This is a genomic window from Mycolicibacterium psychrotolerans, assembly GCF_010729305.1.
Classification (GTDB): Bacteria; Actinomycetota; Actinomycetes; order Mycobacteriales; family Mycobacteriaceae; genus Mycobacterium; species Mycobacterium psychrotolerans.
This window is the reverse complement of the sequence record NZ_AP022574.1, coordinates 3163931-3180676: the sequence shown is the minus strand read 5'-3', so window position 1 is coordinate 3180676 and position 16746 is coordinate 3163931. Positions and strand designations below refer to the sequence as shown.

At 69.0% G+C, this 16746-nt stretch carries 13 protein-coding genes and 3 pseudogenes; 9 read left to right on the top strand and 7 right to left on the bottom strand.

Annotated elements, in window-relative coordinates:
* Nucleotides 1-38: 38 nt before the first annotated feature.
* On the bottom strand, nt 39-287 hold the full coding sequence (locus tag G6N45_RS15485) for a hypothetical protein (RefSeq protein ID WP_163723085.1): 249 nt from the start codon (nt 285-287) through the stop codon (nt 39-41).
* A gap of 111 nt (nt 288-398) precedes the next feature.
* Between G6N45_RS15485 and G6N45_RS15480 the strand changes: the two are divergent.
* Nucleotides 399-2189 (top strand): annotated as a pseudogene (locus G6N45_RS15480) (DEDD exonuclease domain-containing protein); the annotation flags it as partial.
* Here the strand turns inward: G6N45_RS15480 and trpD are convergent.
* The gene (gene trpD / locus G6N45_RS15475) at nt 2127-3155 is read right to left on the bottom strand and encodes an anthranilate phosphoribosyltransferase (RefSeq protein WP_246229117.1); all 1029 of its coding nucleotides are present in this window, start codon (nt 3153-3155) and stop codon (nt 2127-2129) included. The pseudogene G6N45_RS15480 and the gene trpD overlap by 63 nt on opposite strands.
* A gap of 98 nt (nt 3156-3253) precedes the next feature.
* On the opposite strand from trpD, the gene ctaE reads away from it, so the two are divergent.
* The 4 genes from ctaE to qcrB are packed head-to-tail and all read left to right on the top strand — an operon-like array spanning nt 3254 to nt 7675.
* Complete coding sequence (gene ctaE, locus G6N45_RS15470) at nt 3254-3865, top strand: aa3-type cytochrome oxidase subunit III (RefSeq protein ID WP_043410243.1); 612 nt, start codon at nt 3254-3256, stop codon at nt 3863-3865.
* A 50-nt stretch (nt 3866-3915) separates the two neighbouring features.
* Nucleotides 3916-4758, top strand: a complete 843-nt coding sequence (gene qcrC, locus G6N45_RS15465; protein WP_163723083.1) for a cytochrome bc1 complex diheme cytochrome c subunit — start codon at nt 3916-3918, stop codon at nt 4756-4758.
* Complete coding sequence (gene qcrA, locus G6N45_RS15460) at nt 4755-5990, top strand: cytochrome bc1 complex Rieske iron-sulfur subunit (RefSeq protein WP_163723082.1); 1236 nt, start codon at nt 4755-4757, stop codon at nt 5988-5990. Before qcrC ends, qcrA begins: the two co-directional genes overlap by 4 nt.
* The gene (gene qcrB, locus G6N45_RS15455; RefSeq protein ID WP_163723081.1) at nt 5987-7675 is read left to right on the top strand and encodes a cytochrome bc1 complex cytochrome b subunit; all 1689 of its coding nucleotides are present in this window, start codon (nt 5987-5989) and stop codon (nt 7673-7675) included. The genes qcrA and qcrB overlap by 4 nt, the downstream gene beginning before the upstream one ends.
* Nucleotides 7676-7738: 63 nt before the next feature.
* On the opposite strand, the gene G6N45_RS15450 is transcribed toward qcrB, so the two are convergent.
* The 4 genes from G6N45_RS15450 to ctaC all read right to left on the bottom strand — a co-directional run bounded on the left by G6N45_RS15450 (nt 7739) and on the right by ctaC (nt 10923).
* Nucleotides 7739-8353 carry a DUF2561 family protein gene (locus G6N45_RS15450; protein WP_163723080.1) on the bottom strand — a complete coding sequence of 205 codons (615 nt, stop codon included), beginning with the start codon at nt 8351-8353 and terminating at the stop codon, nt 7739-7741.
* A 17-nt stretch (nt 8354-8370) separates the two neighbouring features.
* Nucleotides 8371-9228: an MmpS family transport accessory protein gene (locus G6N45_RS15445; RefSeq protein ID WP_163723079.1), complete on the bottom strand. Its 858-nt coding sequence runs from the start codon at nt 9226-9228 to the stop codon at nt 8371-8373.
* A gap of 178 nt (nt 9229-9406) precedes the next feature.
* Complete coding sequence (locus tag G6N45_RS15440; RefSeq protein WP_163723078.1) at nt 9407-9826, bottom strand: cytochrome c oxidase subunit 4; 420 nt, start codon at nt 9824-9826, stop codon at nt 9407-9409.
* A gap of 8 nt (nt 9827-9834) precedes the next feature.
* Nucleotides 9835-10923 (bottom strand): aa3-type cytochrome oxidase subunit II, encoded by a 1089-nt coding sequence (gene ctaC, locus G6N45_RS15435; protein ID WP_246229112.1) that lies wholly within the window; start codon nt 10921-10923, stop codon nt 9835-9837.
* Nucleotides 10924-11002: 79 nt separating this feature from the next.
* On the opposite strand from ctaC, the gene asnB reads away from it, so the two are divergent.
* From asnB to G6N45_RS15415, 4 genes and pseudogenes are all read left to right on the top strand, one after another.
* Complete coding sequence (gene asnB, locus G6N45_RS15430) at nt 11003-12934, top strand: asparagine synthase (glutamine-hydrolyzing) (protein ID WP_163723076.1); 1932 nt, start codon at nt 11003-11005, stop codon at nt 12932-12934.
* Between the two features lie 106 nt (nt 12935-13040).
* Nucleotides 13041-13370, top strand: a pseudogene (locus tag G6N45_RS15425) (helix-turn-helix domain-containing protein); the annotation flags it as partial.
* Nucleotides 13371-13491: 121 nt separating this feature from the next.
* On the top strand, nt 13492-14898 hold the full coding sequence (locus tag G6N45_RS15420; protein WP_163723075.1) for an IS1380 family transposase: 1407 nt from the start codon (nt 13492-13494) through the stop codon (nt 14896-14898).
* A gap of 167 nt (nt 14899-15065) precedes the next feature.
* Nucleotides 15066-15728 (top strand): annotated as a pseudogene (locus tag G6N45_RS15415) (IS481 family transposase); the annotation flags it as partial.
* Here the strand turns inward: G6N45_RS15415 and G6N45_RS15410 are convergent.
* Nucleotides 15725-16699 carry a carbohydrate kinase family protein gene (locus tag G6N45_RS15410; RefSeq protein ID WP_163723074.1) on the bottom strand — a complete coding sequence of 325 codons (975 nt, stop codon included), beginning with the start codon at nt 16697-16699 and terminating at the stop codon, nt 15725-15727. The pseudogene G6N45_RS15415 and the gene G6N45_RS15410 overlap by 4 nt on opposite strands.
* Between the last annotated feature and the right edge of the window lie 47 nt (nt 16700-16746).

The following is a 16746-nucleotide window of genomic DNA, read 5'->3' as shown; positions in this document are numbered from 1 at the left end:
TCCTGTGGTGCCTGGGGCGCGGGTGACGCGGCGTGTCCTCAGGCAACTCCGGAGCTGCCGTGTCGATGGATCGGAACCAACCGCAATCGCGGCGCCAGACCCACTTCGGCCAGCACTTCCAGCGCGCGACGCTCGTCGACCAGCAAAGTTTCGGGCACGCCGAGCAGCACGCTGACGACGCAGTCCTCGCAGCCGGGTCCCCGGACTGCGCAGTCGTCGCAGTCGATCGTCACGGTCCCCGTGTCGGCCGAACGTGGGCTCTCGCCCGGTGGTTGTTCGTGTGTCATGGCACCCGTCCTCTCATCGCAGTCGAGCGCACGGTATCGACACCGACCGACAAGTCCGGGCGGGCCGCGTTTCTCCCCGGACTTGTCGGCGCCGCCGCCTACGGTCGGCGCATGGGTCAGCTGAGCTTCGCCGACGTTGACCCCGACGCCGATCTGACGCTGCGCGAGACCACGTTCGTCGTCGTCGATCTCGAGACGACGGGCGGCCGCGCCAGCGGCGACCGGCACGACGAGATCACCGAGATCGCGGCGGTGAAGGTGCGCGCCGGCGAGGTGCTGGGCGAGTTCGCGACGCTCGTGGACCCGGGACGGGCGATCCCGCCGCAGATCGTCGCGCTCACCGGCATCACGACGGCGATGGTCTATGACGCCCCCCGCATCGACGCGGTGCTGCCGGCGTTTCTCGAATTCGCCCGCGGAGCCGTGCTCGTCGCGCACAACGCCGGCTTCGACATCGGCTTCCTGCGCGCAGCCGCCGAACGCAACCACATCCCCTGGCCCAAGCCGCCGGTGCTGTGCACGGTGCGGCTGGCGCGCCGCGTGCTGAACCGCGACGAGGCGCCCAGCGTGCGGCTGTCCGCGCTCGCGCAGCTGTTCGGCGCCGCCACCACGCCCAACCACCGCGCCCTCGCCGACGCCCGGGCCACGGTGGACGTGCTGCACGGGCTGATCGAGCGGGTCGGCAACCAAGGCGTGCAGACCTACACCGAGCTGCGGTCGTATCTGCCCGACGTGAGCCCGGCCCAGCGCCGCAACCGCCACCTGGCCCGGTCGCTGCCGCGCGGCCCCGGGGTCTACCTGTTCCGCGGCCCGTCGGCTGAGGTGCTCTACGTGGGCACGGCGGTGGACCTGCGCCGCCGCGTGGGCCAGTACTTCAACGGCGCCGATCCACGCACCCGGATGAAGGAGATGGCCTCCCTGGCCACCGCGGTCGACCACGTCGAGTGCGCCCACGACCTCGAGGCCGGTGTGCGGGAACTGCGCCTGCTGGCCGCCCACGCACCGCCGTACAACCGCCGGTCGAAGTTCCCGCACCGCTGGTGGTGGGTGACGCTCACCGACGAGGCGTTCCCCCGGTTCACCGTGGTGCGGGCGCCGCGCACCGACACCGCGATCGGACCGTTCCGCGCCCGCGCCGACGCCGTCGACGCCGCCGACCTGGTCGCGCGGTTCACCGGGGTGCGCACCTGCACCCGGCGGCTGTCCCGATCGGCCGTGCACGGGCCCGCCTGCCCGGAACTCGAGGTGTCCCCCTGCCCGGCGGTACGGGGCACTGGACCCGACGACTACGCCGCCGTCGTGCGCGACGCGCGGGCGCTCATCGACGGGCACCACGGGCACGCACTGAGCGCGATGCTGGCCCACATCGACGACCTCGCCGGACGCCACCGCTACGAGACCGCGGCGCGGATGCGTGACCGGGCGGCCGCCACCATCGACGTGCTCTGGCGCGGCCAGCGACTACGCGCCCTGTCGGGCATCGGCGAACTGATCGCCGCCCGGCCCGACGGCGCGCGCGGCTGGCACCTCGCGGTGATCCGGCACGGTCAGCTCGCCGCGGCCGGGGTGGCGCCCCGCGGAGTCCCGCCGATGCCGGTCGTCGACGCGCTGTGCGCCGCCGCGCAGACCGTGCTGCCCATCGACGGGCCGCACGGCGGCGCACTGGTCGAGGAGATCGCGCTCATCGCACGGTGGCTGGCCCACCCCGGCGTCCGGATCGTGCGGGCCGACAGCGGGTACTGCTCGCCGATCGGCGCAGCGGGACGGTGGGCGGGCTGGGCGGCGTCGGCCCGGTCCGCGCGCGTGGCGGCCGAGCAGTTGACCGAGCAGTTCGACGGGTCAGAGCTGCTGGGTGAACCGCGCCCAACGCGCGAGCAGCTGTTCGGCCGCCCCGGAGTCGATCGCCTCCTTGGCGCGCGCGAGCCCGGACTCCCAGGCCGGGACCCACTTGGCGTCGCTGGATAAGCCGGCATGAGCGACCAGCGCCCCCGCGGCGTTGAGCACCACCGCGTCGCGCACCGGCCCCGGCGCGCCGCCGAAGACCGACCGGGCCTCGGCCGCGTTCGTCTCGGCGTCCCCGCCGACGAGCTCGGAGATGTGGGCGCGCGCGAAGCCGAACGCGGCCGGATCGAATCGCAACCGCTCGACGGTGCCGGCCTGCACCCGCCAGATCGTGCTGGTCGTCGTCGTGGTCAGCTCGTCGAGGCCGTCGTCGCCGTGGACCACCAGCACGCTGGCGCCGCGCGTCGCGAACACCTCGGCCATCACCTCGGCCAGTTCCGCCCACGCGCAACCGATCAGCCCCGCCCGCGGGCTCGCCGGATTCGTCAGCGGACCGAGCAGGTTGAACACCGTCGGCACCCCGATCTCGCGTCGCGCGGCCCCGGCGTGCCGATACGACGGGTGGAACTGCGGGGCGAACGCGAAGCCGATGCCCACCTCGGCCACGCAGCGTGCCACCTGCTCGGGCTCGAGGTCGATGCGTACCCCGAGCGCCTCGAGGGTGTCGGCACCGCCGGACAGCGACGACGCCGCGCGGTTGCCGTGCTTGACCACCTTGACCCCCGCGGCGGCCACCACGATCGACGCCATCGTGGACAGGTTCACGGTGTTCGCGCCGTCGCCGCCGGTGCCGACCACATCCACGGTGTCGGTGCCGATCGTGTCGGTGGGCACCCGCCGGGCGTGTTTGAGCATGATGTCGGCGAGCTCGGCGACCTCCGCCGACGTCGGGCGCTTCATCTTCATCGACACGCCGAATCCGGCGATCTGGGCGGGGGTCGCTACGCCGGTCATGATCTGGTCCATCGCCCAGCCCGCCTGCCCGGGCAGCAGCGACTGGTTGGTGGTCAGCCTGCCGAGGATCATCGGCCAGCTCGGGGCGGGAGCGGAAGTCACGACGCGATTATGACGAATTGCTCGACCCGGGTGGAGTTCGACAACTACAAAGCGTCATACTTGCTGTTGTGACGAGCGCTGTAGGGACCTCGGGAACCGCCATCACGTCGCGAGTGCATTCGCTGAACCGTCCGAACATGGTCAGTGTCGGCACGATCGTGTGGCTTTCCAGTGAGTTGATGTTCTTTGCTGGACTGTTCGCGATGTACTTCACGGCCCGCGCCCAGGCGCAGGGCAACTGGCCCCCGGAACCGACCGAGCTGAACCTCGCGCTGGCGGTGCCGGTGACGCTGGTGCTGATCGCCTCGTCGTTCACCTGCCAGATGGGTGTCTTCGCCGCCGAGCGCGGCGACGTCTTCGGTCTGCGCCGCTGGTACCTGCTGACGTTCGCGATGGGTGCCTTCTTCGTGGCCGGCCAGGGTTACGAGTACTACCACCTGGTCCACGAGGGCACCACGATCCCGGGCAGCGCCTACGGCACCGTCTTCTACCTCGCCACCGGCTTCCACGGCCTGCACGTCATCGGGGGTCTGATCGCGTTCATCCTGCTGCTCATGCGCACCCGGATGAGCAAGTTCACCCCGGCGCAGGCCACCGCGGCGATCGTCGTGTCGTACTACTGGCACTTCGTCGACATCGTCTGGATCGCGCTGTTCGCCGTCATCTACTTCGTGCGATGACGGAAGCGATGACACCGAAGTCTCCCAACCCGCGGATGAGAAGGGGTTCGATGACAAGCAAGGCACCCGGGGCCGGGAGGCCGGCGACAGTGCGCCAGCGCCGACTGCGCCGGCGCGTCTCGGCGGCACTGTTGCTGCTGATCGGACTGGCAGTGGCCGGTGGCCTGGCGGCCACCTTCACGCCGACACCCCAGGTGGCGGTCGCCGACGAGTCGGCGTCCGCCATGCTGCGCACCGGCCAACAGCTCTACGAGACCTCGTGCGTGTCCTGCCACGGCCTGAACCTGCAGGGCGTCGAGCAGCGTGGGCCCAGCCTGATCGGCGTCGGTGAGGCGGCGGTGTACTTCCAGGTGTCCACCGGACGCATGCCGGCGATGCGCGGCGAGGCGCAGGCCCAGCGCAAGGACCCGGCCTTCGACGAGTCCCAGATCGATGCGCTCGGCGCCTACATCCAGGCCAACGGCGGCGGACCGGTCGTCCCCCGCGACGAGAACGGCCAGATCGCCTCGCAGTCGCTGATCGGCAACGACGTCGCCCGTGGCGGCGACCTGTTCCGGCTGAACTGCGCGTCGTGCCACAACTTCACCGGCAAGGGCGGCGCGCTGTCGTCGGGCAAGTGGGCGCCGGACCTCGGCGACGCGGCCAAGGTGCCCGCGCAGGTGTACACCGCGATGCTGACCGGTCCGCAGAACATGCCGAAGTTCTCCGACCGTCAGCTCTCGCCCGACGAGAAGCGCGACATCGTCGCGTACGTCCGCGAGGCGGCGGAGACCCCCTCGCCCGGTGGTCTCGGGCTGGGCGGTTTCGGTCCGACCTCCGAGGGCATGGTCGCGTGGATCGTCGGCATGGTGGCCATCATCGCGGCCGCCCTCTGGATCGGAGCACGGGCATGAGTGACGCCACCACCGGTACCGAACGGGGCCCTGAGGAGGGCACCGTGAAGGGCACGGACTCGCCGGGGCAGGAGGGTGCGCCCGGCCAGCCGACCGACGCCCAGCTCGCCGAGATGTCGCAGCAGGAACTGCTCGCGCTCGGCGGCAAGCTCGACGGCGTCGAAATCGTCTACCAGGAGCCGCGGTGGCCCATCCCCGGCACCAAGGCCGAGAAGCGCGCTGAGCGGACCGTCGCGTATTGGCTTCTGCTGGCGGGCATCTCGGGCTTCGCGCTGTTGCTGGTGTTCCTGTTCTGGCCGTGGGAGTACAAGCCGTTCGGATCCGAAGGCGAGTTCCTGTACTCGCTGGCCACTCCGCTCTACGGTCTGACTTTCGGCCTGTCGGTGCTCGCGATCGGCGTCGGCGCGGTGCTGTTCCAGAAGAAGTTCATCCCCGAGGAGATCTCGATCCAGGACCGCCACGACGGCGCCTCCCCCGAGCTCCACCGCAGGACCATCGCGGCCAACCTCGGGAACGCGCTGGAGGGCTCGACGCTCAAGCGGCGCAAGCTGATCGGACTCTCGCTGGGCATCGGCTTCGGCGCGTTCGGCCTGGGCACTCTGGTCGCGTTCATGGGTGGCCTGATCAAGAACCCGTGGAAGCCGGTCGTCCCGACCGCCGAGGGCATGAAGGCCGTGCTGTGGACGTCGGGCTGGACGCCGCGGTTCACCGGCGAGACGATCTACCTGGCCCGGGCCACCGGCCGACCCGGCGAGTCACCGTTCGTGAAGATGCGCCCGGAGGACATCGACGCGGGCGGCATGGAGACCGTGTTCCCGTGGCGGGAGTCGGACGGCGACGGGACCACCGTGGAGTCCGAGCACAAGCTGCACGAGATCTCGATGGGCGTGCGCAACCCGGTGATGCTGATCCGCATCCGGCCGGCGGAGATGTCGCGGGTGGTCAAGCGCAAGGGCCAGGAGAGCTTCAACTTCGGCGAGCTGTTCGCCTACACCAAGGTGTGCTCGCATCTGGGATGTCCGGCGTCGCTGTACGAGTCGCAGACCAATCGCATCCTGTGCCCGTGCCACCAGTCGCAGTTCGACGCACTGCACTTCGCACGACCCATCTTCGGACCGGCGGCCCGCGCGTTGGCGCAGCTCCCGATCACGATCGACAAAGACGGCTACCTTGTAGCCAACGGTGACTTCATCGAACCCGTCGGACCGGCATTCTGGGAGCGCACGTCATGAGCCCACGACTCAACATGGCCGAGATCGCCGCCAAGCAGGGCGAGGCGATCGACTCGCGGTACCACCCGTCGGCCGCGGTCCGCCGCCAGCTGAACAAGGTGTTCCCGACCCACTGGTCGTTCCTGCTCGGTGAGATCGCGCTGTACAGCTTCATCGTGCTACTGCTCACCGGTGTGTGGCTGACGCTGTTCTTCGACCCGTCGATGCAGGAAGTCACCTACAACGGCGTCTATCAGCCGCTGCGCGGTGTCGGCATGTCGCGGGCGTACGAGACCGCGCTGGACATCAGCTTCGAGATCCGCGGCGGCCTGTTCGTCCGGCAGGTCCACCACTGGGCGGCGCTGCTGTTCGCCGCGTCGATCATGGTGCACCTGGCGCGCATCTTCTTCACCGGCGCGTTCCGCCGGCCCCGCGAGGCGAACTGGGTGATCGGTTCGTTGCTGCTGATCCTGGCGATGTTCGAGGGCTTCTTCGGCTACTCGCTGCCCGACGATCTGCTGTCCGGCACCGGTATCCGCGCCGCGCTGTCCGGCATCACGATGGGCATCCCGATCGTCGGCACCTGGATGCACTGGGCGCTGTTCGGCGGCGACTTCCCCGGCGAGATCCTGATCCCCCGGCTGTACGCGCTGCACATCCTGTTGATCCCAGGGATCATCTTGGCGCTCATCGGTGTGCACCTCGCGCTGGTCTGGTTCCAGAAGCACACGCAGTTCCCCGGCCCCGGCCGCACCGAGACCAACGTCGTCGGCGTGCGCGTCATGCCGGTGTTCGCGGTCAAGTCCGGGGCGTTCTTCGCCGTGACCGTCGGCATCCTGGGCCTGATGGGCGGCCTTCTGCAGATCAACCCGATCTGGGTGCTGGGGCCGTACAAGCCCTCCCAGGTGTCAGCGGGCAGCCAGCCCGACTTCTACATGATGTGGACGGACGGGCTGATCCGCCTGTGGCCGGCGTGGGAGTTCTACCCCTTCGGCCACACCATTCCGCAGGGCGTGTGGGTGGCGGTCGGCATGGGCCTGGTGTTCATGCTGCTGATCGCCTACCCGTTCCTGGAGAAGAAGTTCTCCGGCGACGACGCCCACCACAACCTGTTGCAGCGTCCGCGTGACGCACCGACGCGCACCGCGATCGGCTCGGCGGCGATCGCGCTGTACATCGTGCTGACGTTCGCGTGCATGAACGACATCATCGCGCTGAAGTTCCACATCTCGCTGAACGCGACGACGTGGATCGGCCGCATCGGCATGGTGGTGCTGCCCGCGATCGTCTACTACCTCGCCTACCGCTGGGCGGTGGCGCTGCAGCGCAGCGACCGCGAGGTGCTCGAGCACGGCATCGAGACGGGCATCATCAAGCGGCTACCGCACGGTGCCTACATCGAGCTGCACCAGCCGTTGGGTCCGGTCGACGAGCACGGCCACGCCATCCCGCTGGAGTACCAGGGCGCGGCGCTGCCCAAGCGGATGAACAAGCTTGGTTCGGCGGGCGCCCCCGGAACGGGCAGCTTCATCAGTGCCGACCCGATCTCCGAGCACGAGGCGCTCACCGAGGCTGCCCATGCGTCCGAACGCAGGGCGCTCACCGCCCTGCGCGAACGCCTCGGCACGGACGGCTCGTCGAACGGGCACTCCAACGGCTCGTCCGACGGGCACGGCAACGGCTCGTCCGGCAACGGTCATCACTGACCACCACGTCACCTGAGAAGATCCGCCCCGGCTCCGGCCGGGGCGGATTTTTTTGTGCGCGGATCAGACTCCGGTCTGGGCGTGCAGCTCGCGCAGGAAGTAGACCGGTATCGCGATCATGCCGAGCGTGACGACGCCGGCCGCCCCGTAGAACACCCAGGATGCGACATCGTTCTCGGCCGCCATGAGGTAGGTCGCGACGCCGATCAGCAGCGTGGCGACGCCCATCGCGCAGCCGATCGACGAGGCGGCGCGGACCCACAGACGTTCGACCGCCGGTGAGGGGGTCGCCGCGGGCGCGCGCAGCGCCGTCGCAGCGGGCGTGACCGCCCGGATCTTCTCGGTGGGCGCCTCGGCCACCCGCGCGGGCGCGGACGGCTCTGCAGCGCGCTCAGGGGCACGGGAGACGGGCTCGGCGTCCCGGCGGGCGTCACGGCGCGCACGCAGCAGCAGCGGCACGGCCGCGATGATGACGGCCGCCGACACACCGATCACGACGTAGAGGAACCACGGGGTGCCGGAGTCCCCGCCACCGCCGGTGCGGCCGTTCGCGAGGTCGACCAGGGCCACCGTCGCGGCTACGCCGGCCCCGAGCGCGGCGAGCCAAACGGCCGCGCAGCTGCCGAGCAGGATGCGATCGGTGCGGTCGGGGGTGTATTCGGCGGCAGGAGTCGTCATCACTGGTGTGTATCGGCCTAGCAGCTGGTCTGGGCGGTGTTGTTGGCGTTGGAGGACAGCACCGTGCCGTCGCTGGTGGTGATCGAGCAGTTCAGCCGGCTGACCAGGAACAGGCTGGAGGCCTGCACCGAGCCGACTTCGGACTGCGAGATCGGGGTGACCGTCAGCGACCACGGAATGTAGACGTTGCGCTGGGTGCGGCTGCGCCCCGACGCGTCGATGTAGGTGACCGTGATGATATCGCCGGGCGCCTTGGTGCCGGTCACCGAGTAGGTGACCTGGCGTGGGCCCGCCCGCGTCGTGGTAGGCGGCGGGGGCGGCGCTTCACTGGTGGTCGGCGGCGGAGGCGGCGGGGGCTCCTCGGTGGCCGGCGGCGGGGGCGGCGGCTCGGTCACCGTCACCGTCTCCGGTGGCGGAGGCGGGGGCTCTTCGGTGGTGGGCGGTGGCGGTGGCGGCGGAGGGGGCGGCGTCGTGGTGGTGATCTCGTCCTGCACCGGCGGCGCGCTGGTGGTGGTCTCCGGCGTCGCGAGCGTGTCGGTCTCGGTGCGGGTCACCAGGACCGAGACGGACACCACGAGGGCCACGGCCGCGACGATGGCCACCACGCCGACGACCCACGGCCAGCGCGGCGGCTCCGGCGTCTCGACCGGTTCCTCGGCGGCGTCGTAGTTGTCGTAGTCGTACAGGGAGGAGTCGCCGGCGACGTACGGCGCGCTGACGAACTGCTCGGACTCCGGTGCGGAGTAGGCCCGGGAGTAGAAGTCGGTTGCGCCGGTGCCGGGGTCAGCGGCGCTGTCACCGACCCCGGGGACCTCCTGGGTCGGTTCATCCGGGGAGGGCCGGTCCCCCGGGTCCTCGCCTTTCGGCCCGCTCATGTGCGTCTATCCTTCTCGCCGGCTTGTCCGGCGCCGACGGCCACCTTCGGCGGCCCACGGCGCGACGGCAACACTACCCAACGCGGGGTCTGCGGTGAGCCGTCGTGCGCGGGTGGCGCACCAACTCATGTCCGGATTGTGACCTTGCACGCGACCCTTGCGTCGAAGTCGCCGGGCGTCAGTGCTTCTCGGGCCCGGTGTGGTACTCGAAGACCAGACCGGAGACGGTGGTCAGCACGAAGCACACCCCCGCGACGATCAGCCACGGCAGCCACAGCGCCATGCCGACCGCGGTGACCGACGCCGACAGCGCGATCATCACCGGCCACCAGCTGTGCGGGCTGTAGAAGCCCAGCTCGCCGGCGCCGTCGGCGATCTCGGCGTCCTCGTAGTCCTCGGGGCGGGTGTCGAGGCGACGCGCCACGAAGCGGAAGAAGGTGCCGGTGATCAGCGTCAGGCCGGTGGTCAGCACCAGCGCGGTGGTGCCGGCCCACTCCACGCCGCCGTTGGCGAACAGCGCCGTCAGTACGGCGTAGACCACCGATGCCAGCGCGAAGAACGCCGTCAGGAACTCGAACAACCGGGCTTCGATATGCATGTGCTGTCCTACCTGCTCGCCTGGGGCACGCCGACCTGCTCACCGCGGCGCGTGTCGAACGGCCTGGTGGTGGTGGCCACCGGTGACTGGTTGATCGCCTGCAACGCCTCGGCGTTGCTCTTGCCGGCGATCCGCTGGTCCATGTAGGCCTTGAAGTCGTTGGGCTCCACGACCCGCAACTCGAAGTTCATCATTGAGTGATAGGTGCCGCACATCTCGGTGCAGCGGCCGACGAACGCGCCGGTCTGGTTGATCTCGCTGACCTGGAACACGTTGTCGGAGTTGTTCGCCTTCGGGTCCGGCAGCACGTCACGCTTGAACAGGAACTCGGGCACCCAGAACCCGTGGATCACATCCGCGGACGCGATCTGGAACTCGATGCGCTTGCCGGACGGCACCACCAGGACCGGGATCTCGGTGGACGAGCCCAGGGTCTCGACCTTGTCGAAGTTGAGGTAGCTGCGGTCCTCGGGGTTCAAGCCGCGGATCGGGCCGACGCGCTCCTCGCCGTTCTCGTTGGTGCCCTCGGGCTTGGAGATCATCGCCTCTTTGCGGGCGTTGTCGGCGCCGTCGTAGGTGAAGGTGCCGTCGCCGAAGTTCACCTTCTGGTAGCCGAACTTCCAGTTCCACTGGAACGCCGTGACATCGACCACGACCTCGGGGTTGGGCTCCTTGTGCAGCATCTTCTCCTGCACGACGACGGTGAAGTAGAACAGCACCGAGATGATCAGGAACGGCGTGACCGTCAGCGCGAGTTCGAGCGGCATGTTGTAGCCGAACTGGCGGGGCAGCTCGTGCTCGCCCTTCTTCTTGCGGTGGAACGTCACCGTCCAGAACAGCAGAACGTAGACGATGGCGCCGACGACGAGCGCGGCGATCACCGAACCGATCCACAGTTCCCGGTTGAGATGGGCTTCCGGGGTGATGCCCTTGGGCCAGCCGAGGCCGAGCACCTCAGACCAGCTGCACCCACTGAGCAGGACCGTTGTCCCACCCAGGAGCAGGGACAACGCCACCAACTTCAGGCCGCGAGCGGGCACGTTGGCGCCTCCTACCAAGTCGATCGACCGCCGGACGGTCAGACGGCTGCACTGAATACTACGCAGCGTAGACCACCCCGTCGGGCCGCAGCCAAGTGAGTGGGGATTGTGTTCGGCCATTAGGCATACTGGCGCCGTGTGCGGACTGCTGGCGATGGTGACCGACCCTGCCCATGAGGTCTCTCCCAGCCTCGTCGACGCGGTCTCCGGTGCCAGCCACCTCATGCGTCACCGCGGTCCCGACGAGCCAGGGACCTGGAACGACGACCGCGTGGTGCTCGGGTTCAACCGGCTCTCGATCATCGACATCGCCCACAGTCACCAGCCGCTGCGCTGGGGCCCGGCCGAGGCGCCCGACCGCTACGTGCTGGTGTTCAACGGCGAGATCTACAACTACCTCGAGCTGCGGGAGGCGCTGCGCGCCGAGCACGGCGCCGTCTTCCACACCGACGGTGACGGCGAGGCCATCATCGCGGCCTACCACCACTGGGGCACCGCGGCCCTGACCCGGCTGCGCGGCATGTTCGCGTTCGCGCTGTGGGACACCGTGGCGCAGGAGTTGTTCTGCGCCCGCGACCCGTTCGGCATCAAGCCGCTCTACCTCGCCACCGGCCCCGGCGGCACCGTCGTCGGCAGCGAGAAGAAGTGCCTCCTCGACCTCGCCGGGCAGCTCGGCATCGACCTGACGATCGACGAGCGCGCGGCGCAGCACTACACGGTGCTGCAGTACGTGCCGGAGCCCGAGACGCTGCAGCGGGGCATCCGCCGTCTGGAATCGGGCAGCTACGCCCGAGTGCGTCCGGGCGGCACGCCGGAGGTGACGCGGTACTTCACGCCGCGGTTCGCCGCGGTGCCTTTTCCGGCCGGCGGCGAGCAGGCCCGCTACGACGAGATCACCGCGGTGCTCGAGGACTCGGTCGCCAAGCACATGCGCGCCGACGTCACCGTGGGGGCGTTTCTCTCCGGCGGCATCGACTCGACGGCGATCGCGGCGCTCGCGATGCGCCACAACCCCCGGCTCATCACGTTCACCACCGGGTTCGAACGCGAGGGCTTCTCGGAGGTCGACGTCGCGGTCGCCTCGGCCGACGCCATCGGCGCCCGGCACGTCACCAAGGTGGTCAGCCAGGCCGAGTTCGTGGCGGCGTTGCCCGAGATCGTGTGGTACCTCGACGAGCCGGTGGCCGACCCGGCGCTGGTGCCGCTGTACTTCATCGCCCGCGAGGCCCGCAAGCACGTCAAGGTGGTGCTGTCCGGCGAAGGCGCCGACGAGCTGTTCGGCGGCTACACGATCTATCGGGAGCCGTTGTCGCTCAAGCCGTTCGACTACCTGCCGCGCGGGCTGCGCAAGTCGGTGGGCCGGATGGCCGGGCCATTGCCCGAGGGCATGCGCGGCAAGAGTCTGCTGCACCGCGGATCGTTGAGCCTCGAGGAGCGCTACTACGGCAACGCGCGCAGCTTCTCCGACGCGCAGTTGCGCGCCGTGCTGACGCGGTTCCGGCCCGAGTGGACGCACACCGACGTCACCGCGCCGGTGTACGCGCAGTCGGCCGGGTGGGATCCGGTGGCCCGGATGCAGCACATCGACCTGTTCACCTGGTTGCGCGGCGACATCCTGGTCAAGGCCGACAAGATGACGATGGCCAACTCGCTGGAACTACGGGTGCCGTTCCTCGACCCCGAGGTGTTCGCGGTGGCCTCCCGGCTGCCCTACGACCAGAAGATCACCAGGGCGACCACGAAGTACGCGCTGCGCCGGGCGCTGAAGCCGATCATCCCGCCGCACGTGTTGCACCGGCCCAAGCTGGGCTTCCCGGTGCCGATCCGGCACTGGCTGCGGGCCGGCGAACTGCAGGAGTGGGCGTACGAGACGATCGCGTCGTCGGGCGCAGGCGATCTGATCGACGTGACCGCTGTGCGCACCATGCTCGACGAACACCGTACGGGCACAAGCGATCACAGTCGCCGGCTGTGGACGGTGCTGATCTTCATGCTGTGGCACGCGATCTTCGTCGAGCACAGCGTGGTGCCGCAGATCAGCGAGCCGACCTACCCGGTCCAGCTCTAGGTGTACTGACCACGGACGTTAGGTACGGCGTGGCGTGGTGACATGACGAAGACCTCCGAGTGAAGTGCGAGCTGTCTAGGAACGCACCAATTCACCGGAGGTCTTCGTGTCCCACCGTAATGCCCCCTTGTCCGAAACCGGTCGTCTGAGGCTGGCTCGCTGCGTCGTCGAGGACGGCTGGTCGCTGCGCCGGGCTGCCGAACGGTTTCAGGTCGCGGTGACTACGGCGGCCCGCTGGGCGAGCCGATACCGGGAGTTGGGTCCGGCTGGGATGGTCGATCGCAGCTCTCGGCCGCACCACAGCCCGAATCAGACACCGACCCGCACAGAGCGGCGCATCATCAAAATCCGCGTGCTGCGCCGTTGGGGACCGGCCCGCATCGGCTATCAGCTGGGCATTCATCCCTCGACAGTGCATCAGGTACTGAGCCGCTACCCCGGATTTTTCGCGGAAACTTGTGTTTGGCAGGGGGTAGATAAGCGAAAGTGCCTGTCCTGCAGGGAATAATCGGACTTGTCGAAGGTTCAGATCGTTCCAGCGGGAAGGCACCTCGCAGGTGAAGAATATCGTGGCCGCATCGCGGGTGAAAGTGTCGGCCGACGGCCATGGTGTCGTGTCGCATGCCGGGATGGGCATGCTGCGCGAGCTCGCTGACCGGACGGGGTTATCGGCGCAGGTCACCGCCGCGTTGGCGGACACCTACCGCGGCCCATGGGTGTATGCCCCCGGGGAGGTGTTCGCCGATCTGGCGGCCGCGGTCGCTGACGGGGCGGACTGTATCGACGGGGTGGGACAGTTGTGCGGCGATCGTGAGCATGTGTTCGGAGCGAAGGCGTCGACGACCACGATGTGGCGGCTGATCGACGAGCGGATCGATGCCGCTCACCTCCCCGGGGTGCGGGCGGCACGTGCCGGCGCGCGGGCAGCGGCCTGGGACGCCGGCGCCGCCCCCGCTGGTGAGGGCTGGCTGCATATCGACATCGATGCCACCCTGGTGATCGATCACTCCGACAACAAAGCCGGGGCTACGCCGACCTGGAAGAAGACCTTCGGTCTTCACCCGCTGCTGGCGTTTCTGGACCGTCCGGAGATCGGTGGCGGGGAAGCCCTGGCTGGGCTACTGCGCACCGGCAACGCCGGCTCCAATACCGCCAGTGACCACGTCATCGTCCTGGAACAGGCGCTGGCCGCCCTCCCGGCGGCGTGGCGACCCGACCCCGACGAGCCCAACAATCCGGATGCGCCGCAGGTGTTGGTGCGCTGCGACACCGCCGGGGCCACCCACAGATTCGCCGATGCCTGCCGCGCCGCGGGCGTCGGATTCTCCTTTGGCTACCCCGTCGACGCCCGGGTGCAGGACGCGGTGGACACCCTCAACCTCGGGGCGTGCTGGTATCCGGCGATCGACACCCACGGCGGCATCCGCGACGGGGCCTGGGTCGCCGAGGCCACCGGGCTGGTCAACCTGAGCAGCTGGCCGACCGGCACGAGGCTGATCCTGCGTAAAGAACGACCTCACCCCGGTGCGCAGTTGCGGTTCACCGATGCCGACGGCATGCGGGTCACTGCGTTCATCACCGACACCGGACCTGGGGTCGTGCCCGGGCAGGTCGCGGGTCTGGAGCTGCGGCACCGTCAGCACGCCCGAGTCGAAGACCGTATCCGCGAACTGAAGGCCACCGGGCTGCGCAACCTGCCGTGTCACGGCTTCTGGGCCAACGCCGCCTGGCTCGAAATCGTCCTGGCTACTACGGATCTGGTCACCTGGACCCGGCTCATTGGATTCGCCAACCAACCCGGGTTGGCCCGCGCCGAGATCACCACCTTCCGTTACCGGGTCCTGCACGTGGCCGCCCGCATCACCCGCGGCGCCCGCCAACGACGGCTCCGTATCGATGCCACCTGGCGATGGGCCGCCGTGATCGCGACCGCCTGGCAACGCATCCGCACCGCCTTCGGATAACACCCTCGCCACCTGACCGACCGATGTGAAAGACCCACCGGCCCTGGGAAGCCCGCCCCTCCCGGCGACACGGGACCATCCAGCACGCCCAGCAACTGCACAACCCACTCCGCAACCCAACCCGTCCCAGAGTTCGACCGCAATCACCTTGGACGAAAAATCGAGGCTACGGGGTGGCCAAGCTGCGGTGGCTGGACCGACCTACCGGCCGAGTGATCCGGCGCATCCAAACCACCGGGTGTGGGGAATTGGTGCACATCGACGTCAAGAAGCTCGGCAAGATTCCCGCCGGCGGTGGCTGGCGCATGCTGGGCCGCGCTGTGGGCAGGGCCAATCGCCAGGCTGACAAGAGCAGCGCGGTCATGACGCAATACCGCAATCCCCGGCGGGGCTATCACTTCCTGCACACCGCGATCGACGCGCACTCTCGGCTGGCCTACTCCGAATTGCTAAGTGATGAACGCAAAGAGACCGCCGCAGCATTCTGGCGACGCGCCGACGCCTGGTTCACAGAGTGCGGCATCACAGTGCGGAAAGTGTTGACCGACAACGGCTCCTGCTACCGATCCCATGCCTTCCGGGACGCTCTCGGCGACATCGAGCACCGGCGCACCCGCCCATACCGACCGCAGACCAACGGCAAGGTCGAGAGATTCCACCGCACCCTGGCCGACGAATGGGCCTACGCCCGCCTCTACACCAGCGACGCCCAACGCTGCGAGCAATTCCCGATCTGGCTGCACGCCTACAATCACCACCGCGGCCACACCGCACTCGGCGGCCAACCACCCGCCAGCCGCGTACCTAACCTCTCAGGTCAGTACATCTAGGCCAGCGCGGAGGCGATCTCCTGCCCTGCCTCGTCGCCGTAGGCGTCGGAAAGCCGCTTGACGGCGCTCTCCCGGTCCCACGTCCATTCCTGCGGACCCGGGGCTTCCAGCACCAGCGTCGCCACCAGGGACGCCAGCTGCGCCGCCCGCTCCAGCGGCAGCCCCGCGTCACGGCCGGTGAGGAACCCGGCGCGGAACGCGTCGCCGATGCCGGTCGGGTCTTCCTTGCGGGTCTCGGGTACCACGTCGACGTGGACGAAGGTGCCGTCGCGGCCGACCAGGTCGACGCCCTTCTCGCCGAGAGTGGTGACGCGCAGCTGGATCTGGCGCATCACCTCGGCCTCCGACCAGCCGGACTTCTGCAGCAGCAGATCCCATTCGTAGTCATTGGTGAACAGATAGGTGGCGCCGTCGATGAGCCGGCGGATCTCCTCGCCGGACAGCCGGGCCAGCTGCTGGCTCGGGTCGGCGGCGAAGGCCAGCCCCAGCGAGCGGCACTCCTCGGTGTAGAGGAACATCGCCTCGGGGTCGTTGGCGCCGATGATCACGAGATCCGGTGTGCCCGTCCGCTCGGCGACGTCGGCGAGCTTGATGTTGCGGGCCTCCGACATCGCGCCGGGATAGAACGACGCGATCTGGGCCATGTCCTCGTCCGTGGTGCAGACGAATCGTGCCGTGTAGGCCGAGTCCGACACCAGCACCGCGTCGCAGTTCACCCCGGCGGACGTGAGCCACTCGCGATAGTCGTCGAAATCGCTGCCGACCGCGCCGACCAGCGTCGGGCGCCCACCCAGCACGCCCATCGCGTAGGCCATGTTGCCCGCGACGCCGCCCCGATGCATGACCAGATCGTCGACGAGGAAGCTCAGCGACACCTTCTGCAGGTGGTCGGCGAGCAGCTGCTCGGAAAATCGGCCCGGAAAACGCATCAGATGATCGGTCGCGATCGATCCGGTCACAGCAATGGTCACGCAGTTCCACCCTTCATGAATTCACCCATACCTTAGCGGCGGCGTCT

Coding starts and splice junctions, on each gene's coding strand:
- G6N45_RS15485 (WP_163723085.1), bottom strand. CDS start 287: ATGACACACGAACAACCACCGGGCGAGAGCCCACGTTCGGCCGACACG.
- G6N45_RS15445 (WP_163723079.1), bottom strand. CDS start 9,228: ATGAGCGGGCCGAAAGGCGAGGACCCGGGGGACCGGCCCTCCCCGGAT.
- G6N45_RS15450 (WP_163723080.1), bottom strand. CDS start 8,353: ATGACGACTCCTGCCGCCGAATACACCCCCGACCGCACCGATCGCATC.
- trpD (WP_246229117.1), bottom strand. CDS start 3,155: ATGATCCTCGGCAGGCTGACCACCAACCAGTCGCTGCTGCCCGGGCAG.
- G6N45_RS15440 (WP_163723078.1), bottom strand. CDS start 9,826: ATGCATATCGAAGCCCGGTTGTTCGAGTTCCTGACGGCGTTCTTCGCG.
- qcrC (WP_163723083.1), top strand. CDS start 3,916: ATGACAAGCAAGGCACCCGGGGCCGGGAGGCCGGCGACAGTGCGCCAG.
- qcrA (WP_163723082.1), top strand. CDS start 4,755: ATGAGTGACGCCACCACCGGTACCGAACGGGGCCCTGAGGAGGGCACC.
- qcrB (WP_163723081.1), top strand. CDS start 5,987: ATGAGCCCACGACTCAACATGGCCGAGATCGCCGCCAAGCAGGGCGAG.